At 45.4% G+C, this 19,832-nt stretch carries 17 protein-coding genes; 13 read left to right on the plus strand and 4 right to left on the minus strand.

Annotated features, from left to right (window positions below):
• Nucleotides 1-31 precede the first annotated feature (31 nt).
• The 6 genes from oppB to ABMY42_RS07600 all read left to right on the plus strand — a co-directional run bounded on the left by oppB (nt 32) and on the right by ABMY42_RS07600 (nt 6,400).
• Nucleotides 32-952 (plus strand): oligopeptide ABC transporter permease OppB, encoded by a 921-nt coding sequence (oppB, locus tag ABMY42_RS07575; RefSeq protein ID WP_005444724.1) that lies wholly within the window; start codon nt 32-34, stop codon nt 950-952.
• Between the two features lie 15 nt (nt 953-967).
• Nucleotides 968-1,870 carry an oligopeptide ABC transporter permease OppC gene (gene oppC / locus ABMY42_RS07580; protein WP_005444726.1) on the plus strand — a complete coding sequence of 301 codons (903 nt, stop codon included), beginning with the start codon at nt 968-970 and terminating at the stop codon, nt 1,868-1,870.
• 30 nt (nt 1,871-1,900) lie between these two features.
• Complete coding sequence (locus tag ABMY42_RS07585) at nt 1,901-2,872, plus strand: ABC transporter ATP-binding protein (RefSeq protein WP_005444728.1); 972 nt, start codon at nt 1,901-1,903, stop codon at nt 2,870-2,872.
• Nucleotides 2,869-3,861 carry a murein tripeptide/oligopeptide ABC transporter ATP binding protein OppF gene (gene oppF, locus ABMY42_RS07590; RefSeq protein ID WP_009698507.1) on the plus strand — a complete coding sequence of 331 codons (993 nt, stop codon included), beginning with the start codon at nt 2,869-2,871 and terminating at the stop codon, nt 3,859-3,861. The genes ABMY42_RS07585 and oppF overlap by 4 nt, the downstream gene beginning before the upstream one ends.
• A gap of 184 nt (nt 3,862-4,045) precedes the next feature.
• Complete coding sequence (locus ABMY42_RS07595; RefSeq protein WP_017189365.1) at nt 4,046-4,990, plus strand: glutathione S-transferase family protein; 945 nt, start codon at nt 4,046-4,048, stop codon at nt 4,988-4,990.
• 135 nt (nt 4,991-5,125) lie between these two features.
• Nucleotides 5,126-6,400 (plus strand): MgtC/SapB family protein, encoded by a 1,275-nt coding sequence (locus tag ABMY42_RS07600; RefSeq protein ID WP_050933699.1) that lies wholly within the window; start codon nt 5,126-5,128, stop codon nt 6,398-6,400.
• 71 nt (nt 6,401-6,471) lie between these two features.
• Here ABMY42_RS07600 and pta read toward each other — a convergent pair whose 3' ends face one another.
• Both pta and ABMY42_RS07610 read right to left on the minus strand, forming a co-directional pair.
• The gene (gene pta, locus ABMY42_RS07605; RefSeq protein WP_005439640.1) at nt 6,472-8,637 is read right to left on the minus strand and encodes a phosphate acetyltransferase; all 2,166 of its coding nucleotides are present in this window, start codon (nt 8,635-8,637) and stop codon (nt 6,472-6,474) included.
• A 138-nt stretch (nt 8,638-8,775) separates the two neighbouring features.
• The gene (locus ABMY42_RS07610) at nt 8,776-9,972 is read right to left on the minus strand and encodes an acetate kinase (RefSeq protein WP_005444740.1); all 1,197 of its coding nucleotides are present in this window, start codon (nt 9,970-9,972) and stop codon (nt 8,776-8,778) included.
• A 345-nt stretch (nt 9,973-10,317) separates the two neighbouring features.
• On the opposite strand from ABMY42_RS07610, the gene yfbV reads away from it, so the two are divergent.
• The 6 genes from yfbV to ABMY42_RS07640 all read left to right on the plus strand — a co-directional run bounded on the left by yfbV (nt 10,318) and on the right by ABMY42_RS07640 (nt 17,374).
• Nucleotides 10,318-10,770, plus strand: coding sequence for a terminus macrodomain insulation protein YfbV (gene yfbV, locus ABMY42_RS07615; RefSeq protein ID WP_005444743.1), 453 nt, complete (start codon nt 10,318-10,320; stop codon nt 10,768-10,770).
• 315 nt (nt 10,771-11,085) lie between these two features.
• Complete coding sequence (locus ABMY42_RS07620) at nt 11,086-12,051, plus strand: ABC transporter substrate-binding protein (RefSeq protein ID WP_349266213.1); 966 nt, start codon at nt 11,086-11,088, stop codon at nt 12,049-12,051.
• Nucleotides 12,052-12,106: 55 nt separating this feature from the next.
• On the plus strand, nt 12,107-13,042 hold the full coding sequence (locus ABMY42_RS07625) for an ABC transporter permease (protein WP_349266168.1): 936 nt from the start codon (nt 12,107-12,109) through the stop codon (nt 13,040-13,042).
• Nucleotides 13,039-13,833, plus strand: a complete 795-nt coding sequence (locus ABMY42_RS07630; RefSeq protein WP_005444750.1) for an ABC transporter ATP-binding protein — start codon at nt 13,039-13,041, stop codon at nt 13,831-13,833. Before ABMY42_RS07625 ends, ABMY42_RS07630 begins: the two co-directional genes overlap by 4 nt.
• A gap of 140 nt (nt 13,834-13,973) precedes the next feature.
• A complete protein-coding gene (gene malZ / locus ABMY42_RS07635; RefSeq protein WP_017817843.1) occupies nt 13,974-15,800 on the plus strand; it encodes a maltodextrin glucosidase in 1,827 nt (608 codons plus the stop codon).
• Nucleotides 15,801-15,913: 113 nt separating this feature from the next.
• Nucleotides 15,914-17,374, plus strand: a complete 1,461-nt coding sequence (locus ABMY42_RS07640; protein WP_017189371.1) for a diguanylate cyclase — start codon at nt 15,914-15,916, stop codon at nt 17,372-17,374.
• 65 nt (nt 17,375-17,439) lie between these two features.
• Here ABMY42_RS07640 and dusC read toward each other — a convergent pair whose 3' ends face one another.
• Nucleotides 17,440-18,399: a tRNA dihydrouridine(16) synthase DusC gene (dusC, locus tag ABMY42_RS07645; RefSeq protein ID WP_045489607.1), complete on the minus strand. Its 960-nt coding sequence runs from the start codon at nt 18,397-18,399 to the stop codon at nt 17,440-17,442.
• 187 nt (nt 18,400-18,586) lie between these two features.
• Here dusC and ABMY42_RS07650 point away from each other — a divergent pair, with 187 nt between their 5' ends.
• Nucleotides 18,587-19,195 (plus strand): SEC-C metal-binding domain-containing protein, encoded by a 609-nt coding sequence (locus ABMY42_RS07650; RefSeq protein WP_005444758.1) that lies wholly within the window; start codon nt 18,587-18,589, stop codon nt 19,193-19,195.
• Between the two features lie 81 nt (nt 19,196-19,276).
• Here the strand turns inward: ABMY42_RS07650 and dsbB are convergent, their stop codons facing one another.
• Nucleotides 19,277-19,813, minus strand: a complete 537-nt coding sequence (gene dsbB, locus ABMY42_RS07655) for a disulfide bond formation protein DsbB (protein ID WP_017189373.1) — start codon at nt 19,811-19,813, stop codon at nt 19,277-19,279.
• Between the last annotated feature and the right edge of the window lie 19 nt (nt 19,814-19,832).

Below are 19,832 nucleotides of genomic sequence, written 5' to 3' on the forward strand. Positions count from 1 at the left end.
TTTAACTGTCACAGACTGAAAGAGTGAGTTTATGCTTAAATTCATCGCAAAAAGGATATTTGAGGCGATCCCAACCATGTTGGTTTTGATCACCGTATCTTTCTTTCTCATGCGTTTCGCACCGGGTAACCCATTCTCGAGCGAGCGCCCATTACCGCCAGAAGTTATGGCGAACATTGAAGCTAAATACGGTCTAGATAAGCCTGTATTTGAGCAATACACCACATATTTGACCAACGTTATCCAAGGTGATTTTGGTCCTTCATTCAAATACTTAGATTACACAGTAAATGAGCTAATCTCTGTTGCACTACCAGTATCAGCGAAGGTTGGTTTTATCGCCTTTATCTTCACTGTAATTTTGGGGGTGACGGTTGGAACCATAGCCGCACTCAAGCAGAATACTTGGGTGGACTACGCCATAATGTCAACGGCGATGCTCGGGGTAGTTATGCCGTCCTTCGTATTGGCTCCTGCTCTGATTTACTTGTTCTCTCTCCATTGGAATTTATTCCCCGCGGGTGGTTGGCATGACGGAGGGTGGCAATACATTGTGCTACCTGTGATCGGTATGTCATTGCTCTACGTGGCGACTTTCGCACGTATCACTCGTGGCTCGATGATCGAAACATTGAACAGTAACTTTATTCGTACCGCTCGCGCAAAAGGTCTAAGTTACCGTTACATCATCCTGAAACACGCACTAAAACCAGCTCTGCTTCCTGTTGTGTCATACATGGGACCAGCGTTTGTAGGTATCATCACAGGTTCGGTTGTTATCGAGACCATTTTTGGTCTGCCTGGTATCGGTAAGCTGTTTGTCAACGCTGCCTTCAACCGTGACTACTCGCTAGTAATGGGTGTGACCATTCTGATTGGTTTCCTATTCATTCTATTCAACGCTATCGTTGATATTCTGCTAGCAATGATTGACCCGAAAATTCGCTACTAACAGGGAAGTATGGTTATGTTAACGAAAAAAGAGAATCTTGAAGCGGTCGAGAAATTTGCAGAGAACCTGGAAGTTGAAGGCCGTAGTTTGTGGCAAGACGCCCGTATCCGCTTTATGCGTAACAAAGCGGCGATGGTGAGCTTGTTCATTCTTGCATTGATGACCCTAGCGGTAATCTTCTTACCGATGATTGCCCCTTACGCTTTTGATGATACTGACTGGTATGCAATGCACGTTGGTCCGAGTGCTGAGCACTGGTTTGGTACAGACAGCTTAGGTCGAGACCTTTACGTACGTACGCTGATTGGTGGTCGTATCTCTCTAATGGTTGGTGTTCTAGGTGCATTAGTTGCGGTTGTGATTGGTACACTTTACGGTGCGGCTTCTGGCTTCATTGGCGGTAAAGTTGACCGTATCATGATGCGTATTCTTGAGATCCTATATGCGGTACCGTTCATGTTCCTAGTTATCGTACTGGTAACATTCTTCGGTCGAAACATTGTTCTTATCTTCGTCGCTATCGGCGCTATCGCATGGCTAGATATGGCTCGTATCGTACGTGGTCAAACGCTAAGCCTGCGTAGTAAAGAGTTTATTGAAGCGGCACACGTTTGTGGTGTGAGCAACTGGAAGATCATCACTCGCCACATCGTTCCAAACGTATTGGGTATCGTAGCGGTTTACTCAACACTACTTATCCCAAGCATGATTCTAACGGAATCATTCCTTTCATTCCTTGGTCTTGGTGTACAGGAACCAATGACAAGTTGGGGCGCACTTCTACAAGAAGGCTCACAAACAATGGAAGTAGCAATCTGGCAGCTGGCATTCCCAGCAGCGTTCATGGTTGTGACTCTATTCTGCTTCAACTACGTTGGTGACGGTCTGCGCGATGCGCTGGATCCAAAAGACAGATAATTAAAAATAGAAAGAATAAAGGAAGCAATGATGAGTTTATTAGATGTCAAAGATCTGCGCGTCGAATTTACCACGCAAGATGGTATCGTAACCGCAGTAAACGATTTGAACTTCTCTCTGAATCAAGGCGAGACCCTAGGTATCGTAGGTGAGTCTGGTTCAGGTAAGTCACAAACTGTATTCGCAATCATGGGTCTACTGGCTAAGAACGGTATTATCTCTGGTAGCGCGAAATTTGAAGGTCGAGAAATCCTTAACCTTCCAGAAAAAGAGCTTAACAAGGTTCGAGCGGAACAGATCGCTATGATCTTCCAAGACCCGATGACCTCTCTTAACCCATACATGAAAGTCAGTGATCAGCTGATGGAAGTACTGATGCTGCACAAAGGGATGGGCAAAGCAGAAGCATTCGAAGAGTCTGTTCGTATGCTTGAAGCGGTAAAAATCCCAGAAGCTCGTAAGCGTATCACTATGTACCCACACGAGTTCTCGGGCGGTATGCGTCAACGTGTAATGATCGCAATGGCGCTATTGTGTCGTCCAAAACTGCTTATTGCGGATGAGCCAACAACGGCATTGGACGTTACGGTTCAAGCGCAGATCATGGATCTGCTGAACGAACTGAAATCTGAGTTCAACACTGCAATCATCATGATCACGCACGACCTTGGTGTTGTTGCAGGTTCATGTGACAAAGTACTGGTTATGTATGCGGGTCGTACCATGGAGTACGGCACAGTGAACGAAATCTTCTACAACCCAAGCCACCCATACGCAGAAGGTCTATTGAAGGCTATTCCTCGTCTAGATACAGAAGGCGAGATTCTGCCAACGATTCCTGGCAACCCGCCAAACTTGCTTCGTCTACCACCTGGCTGTCCTTACCAAGATCGCTGCCATCGCGTGATGGATCGTTGTAAGCGTGAAGCACCAATTCTGACGCCATTTGGTGATGGTCGTCAGCGTGCATGTTTTTCTGAATGGGAGGCTTGGAGCAAATGAGTACAGATAAAAAGCTAATTCTGGATGTATCTGATCTGAAAGTTCACTTCAGCATTGCATCAAAATCTGCGTGGCCTTGGTCAAAACCTTCAAGCCTAAAAGCGGTAGACGGCGTAAACGTTCGTTTATACGAAGGCGAGACCCTTGGTGTAGTAGGCGAGTCCGGTTGTGGTAAATCGACATTTGCTCGCGCCATCATTGGTCTGGTGGAAGCAACAGACGGTGAAGTGGTTTGGTTGGGTCAAGATCTGACAAAAATGAAAGACGTCCAACGTCGTGAAACGCGTAAAGAAATCCAAATGATTTTCCAAGATCCTCTGGCTTCTCTTAACCCACGTATGACGGTTGGTGACATCATCGCTGAACCATTAGAGACATTCTACCCAGAGCTGACTAAGCAAGAAGTGAAAGACCGCGTAAAAGAGATGATGGCGAAGGTAGGTCTTCTACCAAACGTTATCAACCGTTACCCACACGAATTCTCTGGTGGTCAGTGTCAGCGTATTGGTATCGCACGTGCTCTGATTTTAAAACCTAAGATGATTATCTGTGACGAGCCAGTATCAGCACTGGATGTATCGATTCAGGCTCAGGTAGTTAACCTATTGAAAGAGCTGCAAAAAGAGCTTGGTCTTTCATTGGTGTTCATTGCGCACGATTTATCAGTTGTGAAACACATTTCTGACCGCGTACTGGTTATGTACCTAGGTAATGCTGTGGAGCTGGGTGAAGCAGATGCGTTGTTTGCAGATCCAAAGCACCCATACACTCGTGCACTAATGTCTGCTGTGCCTATTCCAGATCCGGAAATTGAACGCAGTAAGAAGATCCAGATGTTAGAAGGTGATCTACCATCTCCGATCAGCCCACCATCGGGCTGTGTATTCCGTACTCGTTGCCCTCAAGCAACGGATGAGTGTGCAAAGACAAAACCAAATATCCAAGGTTCTGATATTCATGCAGTTTCTTGTTTGCACGTAGCGGTGTAATTAAATTCGGCCTGTGACGGGCTTAAGCGCGGCTCCTTTTATAGGGTCGCGCTTTTTTTATGCCTACGATCTAGGCTTGATTTAGTTCATTCGAAATTCTTGAACAAGTTGAACTAAGCGGTTGGATTTTAAGCTTTGCATGATTCGCTAATATAGTGGAAAACAGAATCTGAGGAGAGCAGTCATGGGTAAGTTAGTTGAAGGTGTTTGGCACGATGTATGGTACGACACTAAATCAAGTGGCGGTAAATTCGTGCGAGAAGATGCAGGGTTTCGTAACTGGATTAAAAACAAACCGGATGCAACCTATCAACCAGAGTCTGGTCGCTATCACTTGTATGTTTCACTTGCTTGTCCTTGGGCGCACCGAACGTTGATTTTTCGAAGTCTCAAAGGGTTAGAAAAACACATCGATGTCACGGTGGTGTGTCCTGATATGCTAAACGAGGGCTGGCAGATGGGACTGCCTGAGCCATTATTTGGTCACTCCCGTATGCATCAAATTTATACTGAAGCTAAACCGGATTACACTGGTCGAGTAACAGTGCCAGTATTATGGGACAAGAAGACCAATACCATTGTGTCGAATGAATCGTCAGAAATCATACGAATGTTTAACTCTGAGTTTAATGAGTTAACAGGCAATCATGATGATTATTACCCGGAGCAGCTTCAAAGTGTGATTGATGAATGGAATGATTACATCTATCCACACGTGAATAACGGTGTTTATCGTTGCGGGTTTGCCACAACTCAAGAGGCGTATGAAGAAGCTTTTGATTCACTCTTTGATGCTTTGGATAAAATTGATGCCCATCTTGCGACGCATCGCTACTTAGCAGGTAATAAAATCACTGAAGCGGATTGGCGCTTGTTTACTACTCTTGTGCGTTTTGACGCGGTGTATGTTGGTCATTTCAAGTGTAATAAACAACGTATTGCTGATTACGCAAACATTCAAGGTTATTTGAAAGAGCTGTATCAAGTAGAGGGTGTGGCAGAAACCACGGACTTCTACCACATAAAGCGTCACTATTATTTTAGCCATACTGGCATCAACCCAACACAAGTGGTACCGAAAGGTCCTGAATTAGATTTGGATTCACCTCATGGTCGAGAATCTATCTAAGTTTAAAATCTCTAAGAAAAGCGCCATTTGATGTGGCGCTTTTCTTTTTTCTCAATATCTTCTTAGCATCACAGCTTCTTCCTACCAATCACATAAACTGATGATATAACAACCGATCTTTGACCGAGGTGGGGTATGGATATCAATGAGTTTGTCAGTGGCGAGCATCTAATTTGGAATCTGTTTGTTGCTCTGCTTTTGGGGGCGATTGTGGGAACACAACGTGGCTGGGTGATGCGTAACAGCGTCGAAGGCAGTCGCGTTGCAGGTATCCGCACCTTTTCTTTAGTCGGTTTGCTTGGTGGCTTGGTTGGGATTCTTGCCAATCTGTATACGCCTTTGCTACTTGGCTTTGCTCTAATTGCTTTGGTTATTCTTGCTTGCATTGCGTTTGTTATTCAGCAGAGAAAGAGTGAAGACATCAGCATTACTGGCGTCGTCAGTTTAGTCATTACGTTTGTTCTTGGTAGTTTGGCTGTATCCGGTGAGCCGGTTCTTGCTGCGGCAGCTGCCGTTATCACCGCAGTTGTTCTGGACAACAAGAGAGAACTTCATCAGGCGCTTCAACGCCTCCAAGAGTACGAGCTTGATGCCGCTTTGCGTCTGCTGCTCATTTCCATCGTCTTGTTGCCGCTCTTACCCAATCAAGCTTACGGTCCTTGGAATGCACTTAATCCTTATGAGATTTGGTGGATGGTGGTGTTGATTGCGAGTATTTCATTTGTGGGCTACTTTGCGATTAAAATTGGTGGGGCGAAGCGAGGCATTTTGTTTACTTCTGTCTTCGCTGGCTTAAGCTCATCTACTGCGCTCACACTGCAGTTCTCCCATCTTTCACGCGAACAATCGAGTATCAGCCCTTTGTTAGCAAGTGGCATACTATTGAGTTGCGGTACCATGTTTCCTAGGCTGCTAATTGTGCTGTCAGTGATTAACCCTCAGTTAGTGACATTGTTGTGGCCCATCGTCATGATTATGATGATTGTTCTTTACTTCCCTGCTTGGTGGATATGGCGTCGAAGTGAGGTAGGGAAGGTGGAACAATCAAATAAACAAACCAATCCTTTGGCATTGCAATCGGCGTTGTTCTTCGGTGTCGTATTGGCTGTGATTATGCTGTTATCGCATGCACTGTCTGATCTGTTTGGTAATGCTGGTGTTCTGATACTATCTGCGCTATCCGGCATTACAGATGTCGATGCTATTTCCCTTGCTCTTGGGCGACAAAGTACCCAAACCCTAAGTGTGGAAACCGCGGCACTGGGTATTCTGATCGCGGCATCAGTCAATACAGTGGTGAAAATGGGGATGGTTGTCGCAATAGGGGATAAGGCATTGTGGAGAAGAGTTGCGCCCGTCATGGTTGGATGTGTGCTTTCTGGCGCTATTTTGTTTTTGGCTTTGTATTGATTTATCCGAACATTAAATGAAAAAAAACCTCGCCGTGGCGAGGTTTTATTATTTTGGAAGAAGCGAAGTTATTAGTTAACTGCTTTTTCTTTTGCTTGGTCAGCTTGATCTGCCTGAATCGCAGTTAGAGCAACTGTGTACACGATATCGTCTACTAGTGCACCGCGAGATAGATCGTTTACAGGCTTGCGCATACCTTGCAGCATTGGACCGATAGATACTAGGTCAGCTGAACGTTGTACCGCTTTGTAAGTCGTGTTACCAGTGTTTAGGTCTGGGAATACGAATACTGTCGCTTTACCTGCTACTGGAGAGTTAGGCGCTTTAGAAGCTGCCACGTTTTCCATGATTGCTGCGTCGTACTGTAGAGGACCGTCGATCACTAGATCTGGACGTTTCTCTTGAGCAATCTTAGTTGCTTCACGTACTTTATCTACGTCTGCACCCTTACCAGATTCACCAGTAGAGTAGGAGATCATAGCAACGCGAGGGTCGATTCCGAATGCCGCTGCAGAATCAGCAGATTGGATAGCGATTTCAGCAAGCTGTTCAGCTGTTGGATCTGGGTTGATCGCACAGTCACCGTAAACCAATACTTGGTCAGGTAGCAGCATGAAGAATACAGAAGATACGATAGACGCATCAGGTGCAGTCTTGATGATTTGGAACGGAGGAACGATAGTGTTTGCTGTGGTGTGAACCGCACCAGAAACTAGACCGTCTACTTCGTCGTTCTCAAGCATCATTGTGCCTAGGAATACTGAATCTTGTAGCTTCTCACGAGCAACAACTTCAGTCATACCTTTCGCGCCACGTAGCTCAACTAGACGAGCAACGTAGTTTTCACGAACTTCATCAGAGTTGATGATAGTTACGCCAGCACCTAGCTCAACGCCTTGTTGTGCAGCAACGCGACGGATTTCGTCTGGGTTACCTAGAAGCACACATTCAGCGATGCCGCGCTCAGCACAGATAGCCGCAGCTTTAACTGTACGTGGCTCGTCACCTTCAGGAAGAACGATACGCTTACCAGCTTTACGAGCGAACTCAGTTAGCTGGTAACGGAATGCTGGTGGGCTTAGACGACGAGACTTCTGAGTACCTTCAGTCATAGACTCGATCCAGTTACCGTCGATGTGACCAGCAACGTGCTCGTTGATGAACTCAATACGCTCTTTATCGTCTGCAGGTACTTCGATAGAGAAGCTCTGTAGGTTTAGAGAAGTCTGCCAAGTGTTACCTTGTGCTTTGAAGATCGGTAGACCAGTTTCGAACGCTGGCTTACAAAGACCAGTGATCTCTTCAGGGATGTCGTAACCGCCAGTCAATAGAACTGCACCGATATCAACACCGTTCATTGCTGCAAGTGCTGCTGCAACGATTACGTCTGGACGGTCTGCAGAAGTAACAAGTAGAGAACCTGGTTTGAAGTGCTCAATCATGTTTGGCAGAGAACGTGCACAGAAAGTGATGCTCTTAATACGACGAGTTGCAATGTCACCTTCGTTGATGATGTCAGCATTTAGGTGCTGAGCCATATCGATTGCACGAGTAGCGATCAGGTCGATGCTCCATGGCACGCAACCTAGTACACGAATTGGAGAAGTGTTGAAGATTTCCATCACTTTCATTTCGTTTTGCTTCGCGCTGTCTGCATCGTCAAAGATTTCAGATAGGTCAGGGCGAGTACGGCCAGCTTCGTCAACAGGTGCGTTTAGCTTGTTGATGATTACGCCAGAGATGTTCTTGTTCTTAGTACCACCGAAGTTAGAACATGCTACTTCGATGCGCTCTTTAAGTTGAGCTGGGTTATCTGTACCAGGAGTTGCAACAAGAACGATTTCCGCGCCTAGAGTCGCTGCGATTTCCGCGTTCACTTGGTTAGCGAATGGGTGCTTACGAGTTGGTACTAGACCTTCGATAAGCGTTACGTCTGCATCTTTGTTGATTTGGTTGTAACGCTCAACAACAGTTTCTAGCAGCTCGTCCATGTTGTCGTTACCGATTAGGCTTTCAGCAACAGACATCGCTAGTGGTTGACCGATCTTCATATCGCTGTTGTAACCAACGATAGTTGAAGTTAGATCAGGTTGATCACCGCCAGAACGTGGCTGTGAAATTGGTTTGTAGAAAGAAACCTTAACGCCTTTGCGCTCCATTGCGCGAAGAACACCCATGCTTACGCTAGTTAGACCAACACCAGCACTTGCAGGGATAAGCATAATAGTACGAGACATTCGTAGAGTACCTTTAGCTATTGGGGGATAAAAGCTCAACTCTTATTCCATGAATAATTCAGAGAATAGGAGTTAAGCCCCTAAGAAATTCTTTTGGAAGAAAAACTGGCTAGCCGAGTGGCTAGCCAGTTCAATCTATTAAAGACCTGCTAGGCGTGCAGTGTCTTCAGCAATTACTAGCTCTTCGTTAGTAGAGATAACCATTGCTGGGATACGGCTGTTAGCTGTAGTGATAGTACCTTCGCCGCCGAAACGTGCTTTAAGGTTAGCTTCACCATCAACTTCGATACCGAAGATACCTAGACGGTTTAGAACCATTTCACGGATAGGACCAGAGTTTTCGCCGATACCGCCAGTGAACGTGATTGCGTCTAGACGACCTTCCATAGAAGCAGTGTAACCAGCTACGTACTTAGCTAGACGGTGACAGAACACGTCCATTGCACGAGTTGCTTCTTCTTTCTCACCGTAGTTGTCTTCAACGAAACGACAGTCAGAAGTCACTTCAGTTAGACCAGCAAGACCAGACTCTTTAGTTAGCATGTTGTTGATTTCTTCAACAGAGTAACCTAGAGCGTCGTGTAGGTGGAATACGATAGCTGGGTCGATATCACCACAACGAGTACCCATTACTAGACCTTCAAGAGGAGTAAGACCCATAGAAGTGTCTACAGATTGACCGTTCTTGATTGCACAAACAGAAGCACCGTTACCTAGGTGACAGTTGATGATGTTTACTTCTTCAACTGGCTTGTTTAGTAGGCCTGCAACTTCACGAGTGATGAATAGGTGTGAAGTACCGTGCATGCCGTAACGACGGATACCGTGCTCTTTGTATAGTTTGTATGGAAGAGCGTATAGGAAAGACTCTTCAGGCATAGTTTGGTGGAACGCAGTGTCGAATACAGCAACGTTTTGAAGCTCTGGGAAGTTGTGTTTAGCAGCTTCGATACCGATGATGTGCGCTGGGTTGTGAAGCGGTGCGAAAGTCGCAGCGTCTTGAATACCTTTTAGTACGTCATCAGTGATTAGTGCAGATTGAGTGAACTGCTCACCACCGTGTACGATACGGTGACCGATAGCGCCTAGGTTAGCTTTAAGCTCTGGCTTAGAAGCAAGAATAGTTTCAACCATGAACGCTAGTGCTTCTTCGTGTGCTGCACCGTTGCCTAGTTGAGCTTCGTGTTTACCGTCAAGTTTCCACTTGATACGTGCTTCAGGAAGGTGAAGACATTCAGCAAGACCTGATAGGTGCTCTGCACCTGTTTCTGCATCAACAACAGCAAATTTAAGAGAAGAACTACCGCAGTTTAAAACTAAAACTAGCTTAGACATGTGTGACTACCTGTTATTCGTCTGATCAAAATCAGTTAAAGGATGAAAAATTAATCACAAGAATAGACGATACCGCCAAGGGTGCGTACTAATCTTGGTCAAAAATTGTTCTAATTCCGTATAAATGAATAGTGATGAACCCATCCACCACTATGAAGCGATCCGTGCAGAATAAAATCTCGGAGTTGCTTAAATTGTAAATAACGGCAACAATGAGATTGAGGGTCTGCAAAGGATAGCGATAATAGGCAATGATAACAAAAAAATTTTGAAAGAATATTAACTTTCATCAATTTTTTGCGCCTTCAGTTGAAATGTTCAACTATTTTTTAGTGAGAGAGCGGTATGAGCAAACAAGTCGGATTGATCCATAGCCTGAAAGACGGCCAGAGTTACATGGAGATCTGGCCGGTTCGTAAAGAGCTGAACGCCATTTTTCCCGAACAACGCATTATTAAAGCAACACGCTTTGGCATTAAAGTGATGCCAGCGGTTGCAGCAATCAGTGTGCTCACTCAAATGGCTTTTAACAATTATGATGCGCTTCCTCAAGCCATTGTGGTTGCACTGTTCGCAATCAGCATGCCACTGCAAGGCATGTGGTGGTTGGGCAGCCGTTCCAATACTAAGTTGCCACCTGCCTTAGCATCGTGGTATCGAGAGCTGCACCAAAAAATTACCGAAACAGGATTTGCTTTAGAGCCTGCTAAAGCGCGTCCAAGATATAAAGAGCTCGCAGTAATTTTAAACCGAGCTTTTCGCCAACTGGATAAGACTTCATTAGAGCGTTGGTTCTAATCTTCTTGTTCGGTCATCAACTCATTGAAATGGAGTGTGCTTTTAGCCACTCCATTTTTTATGCCCGCAACATGGTTTTTTACTCTTTGCTTATTTGTAATCACCGCCTCTCGTGCCGATTGTGAGATCACAAATGTTACTTTGTTGTTAAATCTTACTTTTCTTTCCTGAGACTTAGCGTTAATAATGATAATTAGATGCACAAAAAGTGCGCAGCTATAAACACAACATCCCATCTTCTACTTCAAAGACTCGTGAGTACGTCAGCAACATTGTGCTTGCAGTTCAAGGACGAAGAAACATCAAGGAGTCATGATGAAAACAAAACGTTTACTCGCCATTGCTATTCTTGCTACGACCACGGCTTTTTCTTCCGCTAGCCTTCTGGCTAAAACCGCGACAGTCGCGGTATCACAGATTGTTGAACACCCTGCTTTGGATGCAACTCGTCAAGGGTTGTTAGACGGTCTGAAAGCCAAAGGGTATGAACAAGGGAAGAACTTAGAGTTTGACTACAAGACAGCGCAAGGTAATCCAGCAATCGCCGTTCAGATCGCACGCCAGTATGTAGGAGAAAGCCCAGACGTCCTCGTGGGTATAGCAACGCCATCAGCACAAGCTTTGGTCTCTGCGACTCGCTCTATTCCTGTTGTGTTTACTGCAGTGACGGACCCTGTTGGTGCCAAGTTGGTCAAATCGATGAGTCAACCAGGAAAGAATGTCACAGGACTCTCTGATTTATCTCCGGTCGCACAGCACGTTGCGTTGATTCAGGAAATCTTACCTTCGGTGAAATCCATTGGCGTGGTTTACAACCCAGGGGAAGCAAATGCCGTCACCTTGGTACAGTTATTGAAAGAGAGTGCAGAGTCAAAAGGATTAAAAGTTGTGGAAGCGACGGCACTGAAAAGCGCAGATGTACAATCTGCAACTCAAGCTATTGCAGCGAAATCGGACATCATTTACGCACCAACAGATAACACGGTTGCAAGCGCGATTGAAGGAATGATCGTTGCCGCAAACCAAGCGAAGAAACCGGTATTTGGAGGCGCGACGTCATATGTTGAGAAAGGGGCTATCGCAAGCTTAGGTTTTGACTACTACCAAGTCGGTGTTCAAACAGCCGATTACGTGGCAGCTATTCTTGAAGGGCAAGATCCGGGTAAGTTAGATGTAAAAGTGGCGACGGGCTCCGATCTTGTCGTGAATGAAGGCGCGGCAAGTAAGCTTGGTATTCAATTGCCAGGTTCTGTTGTGAAACGTGCAACTAGTATGCAGTAAGCGTTGTTTTTAGGTCGGTGTTCTGCCGACCTGATTTATGCAGAAAGGAGCAGTTATGTCTGCATTTGCTTTTTTTGGTGCGCTCGAGATAGGGCTTATCTACGGCTTGGTCGCTTTGGGCGTTTACCTTACGTTTCGTGTCCTTGACTTTCCGGACCTAAGCGTTGACGGTAGTTTCCCTATGGGGGCGGCTGTTGCAGCAACAGCCATCGTTGCGGGCATCAACCCTTGGTTAGCAACGGGACTGGCGATAATCGCTGGTGGCATGACCGGGTGGGTCACCGCTTTTCTTGCCGTTCGTTGCGGTATCCTTCATCTTCTTGCCTCAATCCTGACCATGATTGCGGCATTTTCTATCAACATCCGCATCATGGGAAAACCGAATATGGCGCTACTAGGCGAAGATACGATTCTGACGCCTTTTGAAGCCATGGGAGATGCAATGTACATCCGACCATTGGTCGTGGGCGTATTGGTTTTACTCTCTGCGTTATTTGTTGTGCGCCTTCTAAATAGTGATTTTGGTTTAGGGTTAAGAGCAACAGGCGTAAACGCTCGAATGGTCGCGGCACAAGGAGCCAGTACGGGATTCTACACGTATTTTGGTTTGGCATTATCCAACGGGTTTGTGGGTTTTGCTGGGGCTCTGTTTGCTCAAACAAATAGCTTTGCAGATGTAACGTCTGGTGTAGGGACGATTGTGGTTGGTTTAGCGGCGGTGATCCTTGGTCAGACTTTGATTCCAGGACGCAAAATCTGGGTTGCTGTTTGCGCGGTAATTATTGGTTCGGTGCTGTACCGTCTGGCGGTTGCTTTTGCGCTGAGTTCCGGCATGTTTGGTTTGCAAGCATCGGATCTAAATCTGGTGACAGCGGTGCTGGTGGCGGTCGCTCTAATTGCACCGAAACTTAAACAGAGGATGAAAGCAAAGCAGCGAGTGAGTAATGCCAAACAAGCGGCATCCAAAAACGGCTCAGGGGAGGCGCGATGATTGAACTTAATGACATTCAGGTGACGTTTAACCCTGGTACGATTTTAGAAAATCGAGCCTTAAAGAGCGTGTCCCTAGAGGTTCCTGAGCATCAATTTCTTACGGTGATTGGCTCTAACGGTGCGGGGAAATCAACTCTACTCGGAGCCGTGACGGGGGAAACGCCAATGATTGGCGGAAAGGTGATCATTGATGGGAAAGACGTGACACGGAAAACCGTTGCTCAGCGTGCTACTCAATGTGCGAGGGTGTTCCAAGACCCATTGGCTGGTACATGTGGCGAGCTTTCCATCGAAGAAAATATGGCGCTTGCTTACATGCGAGGAAAACGTCGTGGTTGGGGAATGGCTCTTTCTACTAAACGCCGTAAGCTGTTTCAGGAACGCATCAGCATTCTTGGCTTGGGGTTAGAAGATCGCTTAGGTGACAGCATTGGTCTACTCTCAGGAGGACAGCGACAGGCTGTCAGCCTTGTAATGGCAACACTTTCAGACAGTAAGCTGTTGTTGCTTGATGAGCATACCGCCGCGTTGGACCCTCGTATGGCAGCGTTTGTTATTGATTTAACTAAACGCATTGTTACTGAGTTCGACCTTACTGTGATGATGGTGACGCATTCCATGAAAGACGCGTTAGCGTGTGGTGACAGAACCGTCATGCTTCACCAAGGTGAAATAGTGCTAGATGTGGCAGGGGAGCAACGTAAAAATATGCAAGTTCCCGACTTGCTTGAAATGTTCTCTAAAGTGCGCGGAGAAGAGCTGGCTGACGATAGTCTCCTACTAAACTAGCATTGACTGCTCATCGACTACGCCTACCAAACGTGATCCTCCTTAAGAAAATGACCCATACGGTATTTTTAAAAGGAGGATTTTTAGGCAGAAGCTCTTTATTAAAATAGTGGAATATTCCAACACAAAGAGCACTTGCCATGTCCCTTCCATTTATCTTCCATAGCCAAACGAAAGATGGTCTTGAATTCGATGGTGAACGGCTGACCGTCGTTCTCAAAACGGATGACACCCAATTCGATCGCATCCACGTAAGGTGCGAGCCTGATAATGAAGAATATCTCATTGAGATGCAGCCTCATGGTAAAGCTGGTGAGTTGCAGTTGTGGAAAGGTCAGTTTGCTCCAAACAAAGATCGAGACGTGACACATTACGTGTTTAAACTTGTTAAGGGGGCGAGCCAGTTCTGGTTAGACGCGAGAGGTGTGCATAAGCGCGTTCCGCCCAAAGAGTTTCACTTTAAGTTAAACGTACAATCTCAGCCGCCAAGCTGGGTTCAAGAGCAAGTCTTCTATCAGATCTTCCCAGATCGTTTTGCTGCTAGTCAGGAGCATACCGCTATAAAAAATGCTTATGCACATCACGATTCAAGTGCCATGGTGAAGGCGTGGGGAGATGCCGTTGGAACGCACCAAAATACAGGGGCTCGCGAGTTCTTCGGTGGGGATCTAAAAGGCATTGAACAAAAGCTGGATTATCTATCCGGTCTGGGTGTCACAGCACTTTACTTTAACCCAGTTTTTACAGCGCCAAGTAATCATAAATATGACACAACGGATTACTTCCAGATTGACCCTATGTTTGGCACGAATAAGCAGTTTGCGCAGTTGTGTGAGCAAATTCGTGGCAAACAAATGAAGATTGTTTTGGATGCTGTGTTTAACCACACGTCTGTTCATCATCCTTGGTTTGATATCAAGCAAGAAGGTCAGGGCGCTTATGGAAATCCCAATTCAGATTTCCGAGATTATTACTTCTTCGAAGGTCAAACCAACAACTATATTGGCTGGAAAGGGATTGGTAACTTACCTGTTCTGAATTTCGAAAATGAACAGGTACGTGATTACATCTATCAAAGTGAAGAAGCTGTGATCAAACATTGGCTCAAACCCCCGTATTGTGTAGATGGCTGGCGCTTTGACGTTATCCATATGTTAGGCGAGGGCGATGGTGCGAAGAATAATGCCCACTATGTGGAAGCTTTCCGTCAAGCTGCTAAGTCCACCAATCCGAATGCATATGTGTTAGGTGAACACTTCTTTGAGGCAACGCAGTGGCTACAAGGTGGACAAGAAGATGGAGCGATGAACTATTATGGCTTTGCCCACCCTGTACGTGCGTTATTTGCCAAACAAGACATTATGTATGATCCGATTGATATCAATGCGTTGGATTTCAAAGAATGGGTAGATGAAGCTCGTGCCAAAGTACCGTTTGCAAATCAGCTGTCGCAGCTTAATCAATTAGACAGTCATGATACCGCCCGTTTTCTGACGCTATTAAATGGAAATGAAGAAAAAATGCAAATGGCGCTTGCATTATTGATGACTTACGTTGGAACACCTTGTCTTTATTATGGCAGTGAAGTTGGACTAGAGGGAGGGCTCGACCCAGACAACCGACGTTGTTTCCCTTGGGACCAAATAACGACTTCTAAATGGTTACCTTTGTATAAGGAATGGATAGAAATCCGTAAGAAATACAAGGCACTACAATGTGGTAGCTTACAATGGCTTCATTGTGGTGAGCAAGTCATGGCATATGTTCGTCAATGGCAAGATGAAGCAATAGTTGTGGCATTTAACCTTAGCAACAGTGACCAAGATGTTAACCTACCATTGTGGCAACTTGGCTTAAATGCTAAACACCTGCATCAATTATTAGACAAAGGTGAACTAATGCCTGTTGAACGTCATTTTTCTGTCAATATCCCAGCAATGAACTGCAAAGTATGGCAGATGGAGTGACTTCGAGCGCCTTCTTTATTAAAATTTATGAATACATAAGTGAAAAACTATAAATAGCCCTTCGATAGCCTAAGCTTTCGAAGGGCTGATATTATTATAATCAATGGTGTTCAATGGGTACTAAAAGGCGATTTAGCCTCAAGTTTGTCATCTTCTTCCCCCTACTATTATTCCTTGCCGTCATGGTGGTGACTGCAAAGAACTACTACGACGCGATGAATCGCTACATTACATTAGAGTACGCGCAAGTTGATCGTGCTATTAATCGTGCTATCAAAGTATTAACGGCGCTGGATTACAGCTTTGTTAACTACTCCAACCCAGCTCACCCTCTGTTTCAAGAGCACAATCATATGATCAAAAATGATCTGTGTTTTGTTTGGCCGATTGATGTGCTGCTTTTAGAAAACAAGCACTCCGGAGGTCTGCCTGCCGTTGAGCTTGACTACATGATTGTTGGACAAAAAGAACTGTGTGAACCAGGAACTAAACTGTTTAAGTTGGCAGAACAAAAAGCAGGCTTTGCTCCGTCTTTGTCATTTCTACATGATATTGAATCACATGTGATTGGTATTCACTATATTGATCAGCGTGGGTATGTTATTTCTTCTCCAGATACTTACGCTCAGTACTTTTCCAAAGCACTTTGGGAGACTTTAAAGGCGAGACCTTTCTGGCAGAAAACAGCGCAGGAAACCGTCAAAGTAACCATGTCTGGTCCCGCACCGATGTTAGATCGGCACGATGGGCAAGTAGTGAGCCTGACTGTACCTATCTACGAAAAGGGTAAACACCAAGGCGTTTTATCCATAGATTTTGATGTGGATAACTTACTTGAAACGAATGAAAACCTAATAGGTAAGTTACATATCATCTCTGGAATGATGGACATACCTAAGCATGTAATCCGTTTACAGCCAATAGAACATGAGCGTTTGAGCTCAAATCATCGCATATTCTACGAATACAATTGGTGGGATGAATTTAAGAATTTATTAGTCTTTGAAAAGTACAGCGTGGCTGTAGCGTTTTTCATCTACGTACTGAGTACTGTGGCCTTGTTCTTAGTGAATACCCGTACAGAGCGCCGTTATTTCCAAGAACTGGCGGCAAAAGACCCAATGACGGGGCTGCTAAACCGCCGTGGCATACAAGCGGTTTGGCGCAATAAAATGACCAAAAAACATGTTGCGCTCGCAGTGTTTGATATCGATGACTTCAAAGCAATCAATGATACACATGGTCATGATGTCGGCGACGATGCTATCCGTCTGGTTGCAAAGTGCATACGCGAGAACATCCGCCACTCGGACGTCGCATCCCGTTTTGGTGGCGAAGAGTTTGTCTTAGCGATTTATGATGAAGACTTTGACAGTATGCTTCGCATCTTAGAGCGTGTGCGAAGCGCAATTGCTAAAAACTCACGAAAAGTGGTGTCTGGTGGGTTCACAGTGTCGGGAGGGGTTGAGTTTCAGTCTTCTCCTCAACTGGAAAGCTTTGATGAGCTATTCAAACTTGCCGATGAAAAGCTTTACGAGGCGAAGAGCACGGGCAAGAACAAGATTTGCTATTAAGAATAGAGAAATACAAAAGGGCGATATCATCGCCCTTTTTTATGTACTAATGGGTTTATTCCGCGCTAAGCGACGCGAGATTGCAACTCATCTCGGTAGCGCTGAATATGTTCAACAATAGGCGCGGCTTTGTTAAACGTGCGGATTTCTCTAAATAGCTCGTTGGCTTCTGGGTAAGCTTGACGTAGATAGGAGAACCATTGTTTTACGCGGTTAGGGTAATACAGACCTTTGTCGCCCTTCATCTCAAATTGAGAGTAGTAAATCAGCAGTTCGACAACTTCTGACCAAGCCATTGGCTTATGATCGTATTTCACCATGTTACCAAGGTTTGGGATATTAAAGGCACCACGGCAAACCATCAGAGAATCAACGCCAGTCGTTTCGATGCAGCGTTGACCATCTTCGTAATTCCAAATCTCGCCATTTGCGATTAACGGGATATCAAAACGCTCGCGGATCTTTGTGATGTATTCCCATTTGATTTCAGAAGCTTTATAACCACCTTGCTTTGTACGAGCATGAACCGTTAACTCATTCGCGCCGGCAGATTGAATCGCGTCAACGATTTCAAAGCAGTCTTCAGGGTTTTCCCAACCTAAACGGATTTTTGCGGTAACAGGAATATCCGTAGGTACTGCTTCACGGCACGCTTTTACGACGTTATGGATCAACTCCGGATGCTGCAATAAAGCCGCTCCACCTTTACTTTTATTCACCAATCGAGCAGGGCATCCGAAATTAAGATCAATGCCACGAGCACCAAGTTCTGCCGCCTTGATTGCGTTTTCTGCCATCCAATTAGGCTCTTGTCCAAGTAATTGAACATGAACAGGTACGCCAGACGCGGTTTGTGACCCTTGAAGAAGTTCTGGACACAAACGGTGGAATACGTGATCAGGTAAAAGCTGATCGATCACTCGAACAAATTCTGTCACACACAGATCATAGTCGTTAATTTCGGTCAGGATTTGGCGCATCAAATGGTCCAAAACGCCTTCCATTGGACCTAATACAACTCGCATAGTTTACCTAATACACTTTGGTGGGAAAAAAGAGGGCGATTGTAGCGATGTGAGTGAAGTTTGTCATTAAAAGACTCATCTGCATCGAGTGACATCAACGAGCATCCTATATACCCAAGCATCTCGAGGTTACTTGGGTATAAGCTCTGGGGTATAATGCCGCCAAATTTATGAGAAACCAGATGTCATGCAATACACATTAATTGAGAAAGGTGAAGTTCAGTTCGATGAGTCTTCATTGTTTTTGGAAGGGGCAGTGCTCGCTGCTAACCTAACCACAAAACCATTAGCGCCAGAAACGTGGCTAGAGCCACTGCTTGGTGAGGGCTTTAAAGCTCTTCAGCCTGTCATCGAAGAGCAAATTCACAAACAACACAATTACATCCTGAGAAATGAGTACTCGATTCTCGCGTTGACCAACGATGATTCAGATCAGTTAGCTGACTTTGCTGAAGGTTTTATGTCTGTATGGTCCATGATTGAAGAGCAATGGCATGATGTCGTGCTCAACGATGGCTTAGAGCGTATGTTGCAAGCTTTGCTTACGACAATGATGCTAGCGATTGATGAAGAGCAAACGCAACAGCAAATGCGTGATGCGGGTATTGAAACACCGCCAGCACTAATGGATTTTATTGATCAGCTTGATTTGATGATTAACGAAGTGGCGCTTGGTGCTGATGAGCTAATGGTAGGTAAAAAATCCAAGAGCTTGAATCCGTTTAAGGATGTCGGTCGTAATGACCCTTGCCCATGTGATAGTGGTAAGAAGTTCAAGCAGTGCTGTGGTAAGTAATTGAACTAAAGATAAAAAGCCGACCATGAGGTCGGCTTTTTTGATTGGTTTAATCTGCTTTTAGTGCAATCAGTTGGAGCGTTACTGAATAGGGTTTTTACGCTTTCCGCCAAAGAACTGGGCAATCACAATAAAGGCAAGGGCGACTAAGTTACCTGCAAAGATCACCACAAGCCACTGAGGCATGGAAAGACCAAGGAACTGCCAAACGATCTTCGCACAATCGCCGTATGCTTCAAACATCCACGGAACCCATTGGTTTAATGGTGCCCAGCTAGGGAATGTGACAAACAAATCGCACGTTGCAAATGGCGATGGGTTGAACTGATAGTCCACATGTTGCATCGCTAACATCAAGCCTTTGTAAGCACTTGCTCCCCATGCGGCGAGCGCAATCCAACGTACTAATGGGTTATTGGGTGCAACAAGACCAATCATGGCAGCCACGCCAATCCCCATCATAGCGACACGTTCATAAATACACATGACACAAGGTGCCAGCATCATTACGTGTTGGAAGAAGAGGGCGCAAGCTTCAAAAAAGATGATAGCTAAAAGAAGGAGGAGCCAAGATAAGCGTCCCTTCGAAAACTGGTTTAGTGATGCAAAAATACTCACGATTACGATCCTGTTTGAA

The organism is Vibrio sp. SSH13-20, assembly GCF_040104475.1.
In the GTDB taxonomy this organism is placed as follows: Bacteria; Pseudomonadota; Gammaproteobacteria; order Enterobacterales; family Vibrionaceae; genus Vibrio; species Vibrio harveyi.

Excerpts from the sequence above, each read along its gene's own strand:
- oppB (WP_005444724.1), top strand. The coding sequence starts at position 32 with ATGCTTAAATTCATCGCAAAAAGGATATTTGAGGCGATCCCAACCATG.
- oppC (WP_005444726.1), top strand. The coding sequence starts at position 968 with ATGTTAACGAAAAAAGAGAATCTTGAAGCGGTCGAGAAATTTGCAGAG.
- ABMY42_RS07585 (WP_005444728.1), top strand. The coding sequence starts at position 1,901 with ATGAGTTTATTAGATGTCAAAGATCTGCGCGTCGAATTTACCACGCAA.
- oppF (WP_009698507.1), top strand. The coding sequence starts at position 2,869 with ATGAGTACAGATAAAAAGCTAATTCTGGATGTATCTGATCTGAAAGTT.
- ABMY42_RS07595 (WP_017189365.1), top strand. The coding sequence starts at position 4,046 with ATGGGTAAGTTAGTTGAAGGTGTTTGGCACGATGTATGGTACGACACT.
- ABMY42_RS07600 (WP_050933699.1), top strand. The coding sequence starts at position 5,126 with ATGGATATCAATGAGTTTGTCAGTGGCGAGCATCTAATTTGGAATCTG.
- pta (WP_005439640.1), bottom strand. The coding sequence starts at position 8,637 with ATGTCTCGTACTATTATGCTTATCCCTGCAAGTGCTGGTGTTGGTCTA.
- ABMY42_RS07610 (WP_005444740.1), bottom strand. The coding sequence starts at position 9,972 with ATGTCTAAGCTAGTTTTAGTTTTAAACTGCGGTAGTTCTTCTCTTAAA.
- yfbV (WP_005444743.1), top strand. The coding sequence starts at position 10,318 with ATGAGCAAACAAGTCGGATTGATCCATAGCCTGAAAGACGGCCAGAGT.
- ABMY42_RS07620 (WP_349266213.1), top strand. The coding sequence starts at position 11,086 with ATGAAAACAAAACGTTTACTCGCCATTGCTATTCTTGCTACGACCACG.
- ABMY42_RS07625 (WP_349266168.1), top strand. The coding sequence starts at position 12,107 with ATGTCTGCATTTGCTTTTTTTGGTGCGCTCGAGATAGGGCTTATCTAC.
- ABMY42_RS07630 (WP_005444750.1), top strand. The coding sequence starts at position 13,039 with ATGATTGAACTTAATGACATTCAGGTGACGTTTAACCCTGGTACGATT.
- malZ (WP_017817843.1), top strand. The coding sequence starts at position 13,974 with ATGTCCCTTCCATTTATCTTCCATAGCCAAACGAAAGATGGTCTTGAA.
- ABMY42_RS07640 (WP_017189371.1), top strand. The coding sequence starts at position 15,914 with ATGGGTACTAAAAGGCGATTTAGCCTCAAGTTTGTCATCTTCTTCCCC.
- dusC (WP_045489607.1), bottom strand. The coding sequence starts at position 18,399 with ATGCGAGTTGTATTAGGTCCAATGGAAGGCGTTTTGGACCATTTGATG.
- ABMY42_RS07650 (WP_005444758.1), top strand. The coding sequence starts at position 18,587 with ATGCAATACACATTAATTGAGAAAGGTGAAGTTCAGTTCGATGAGTCT.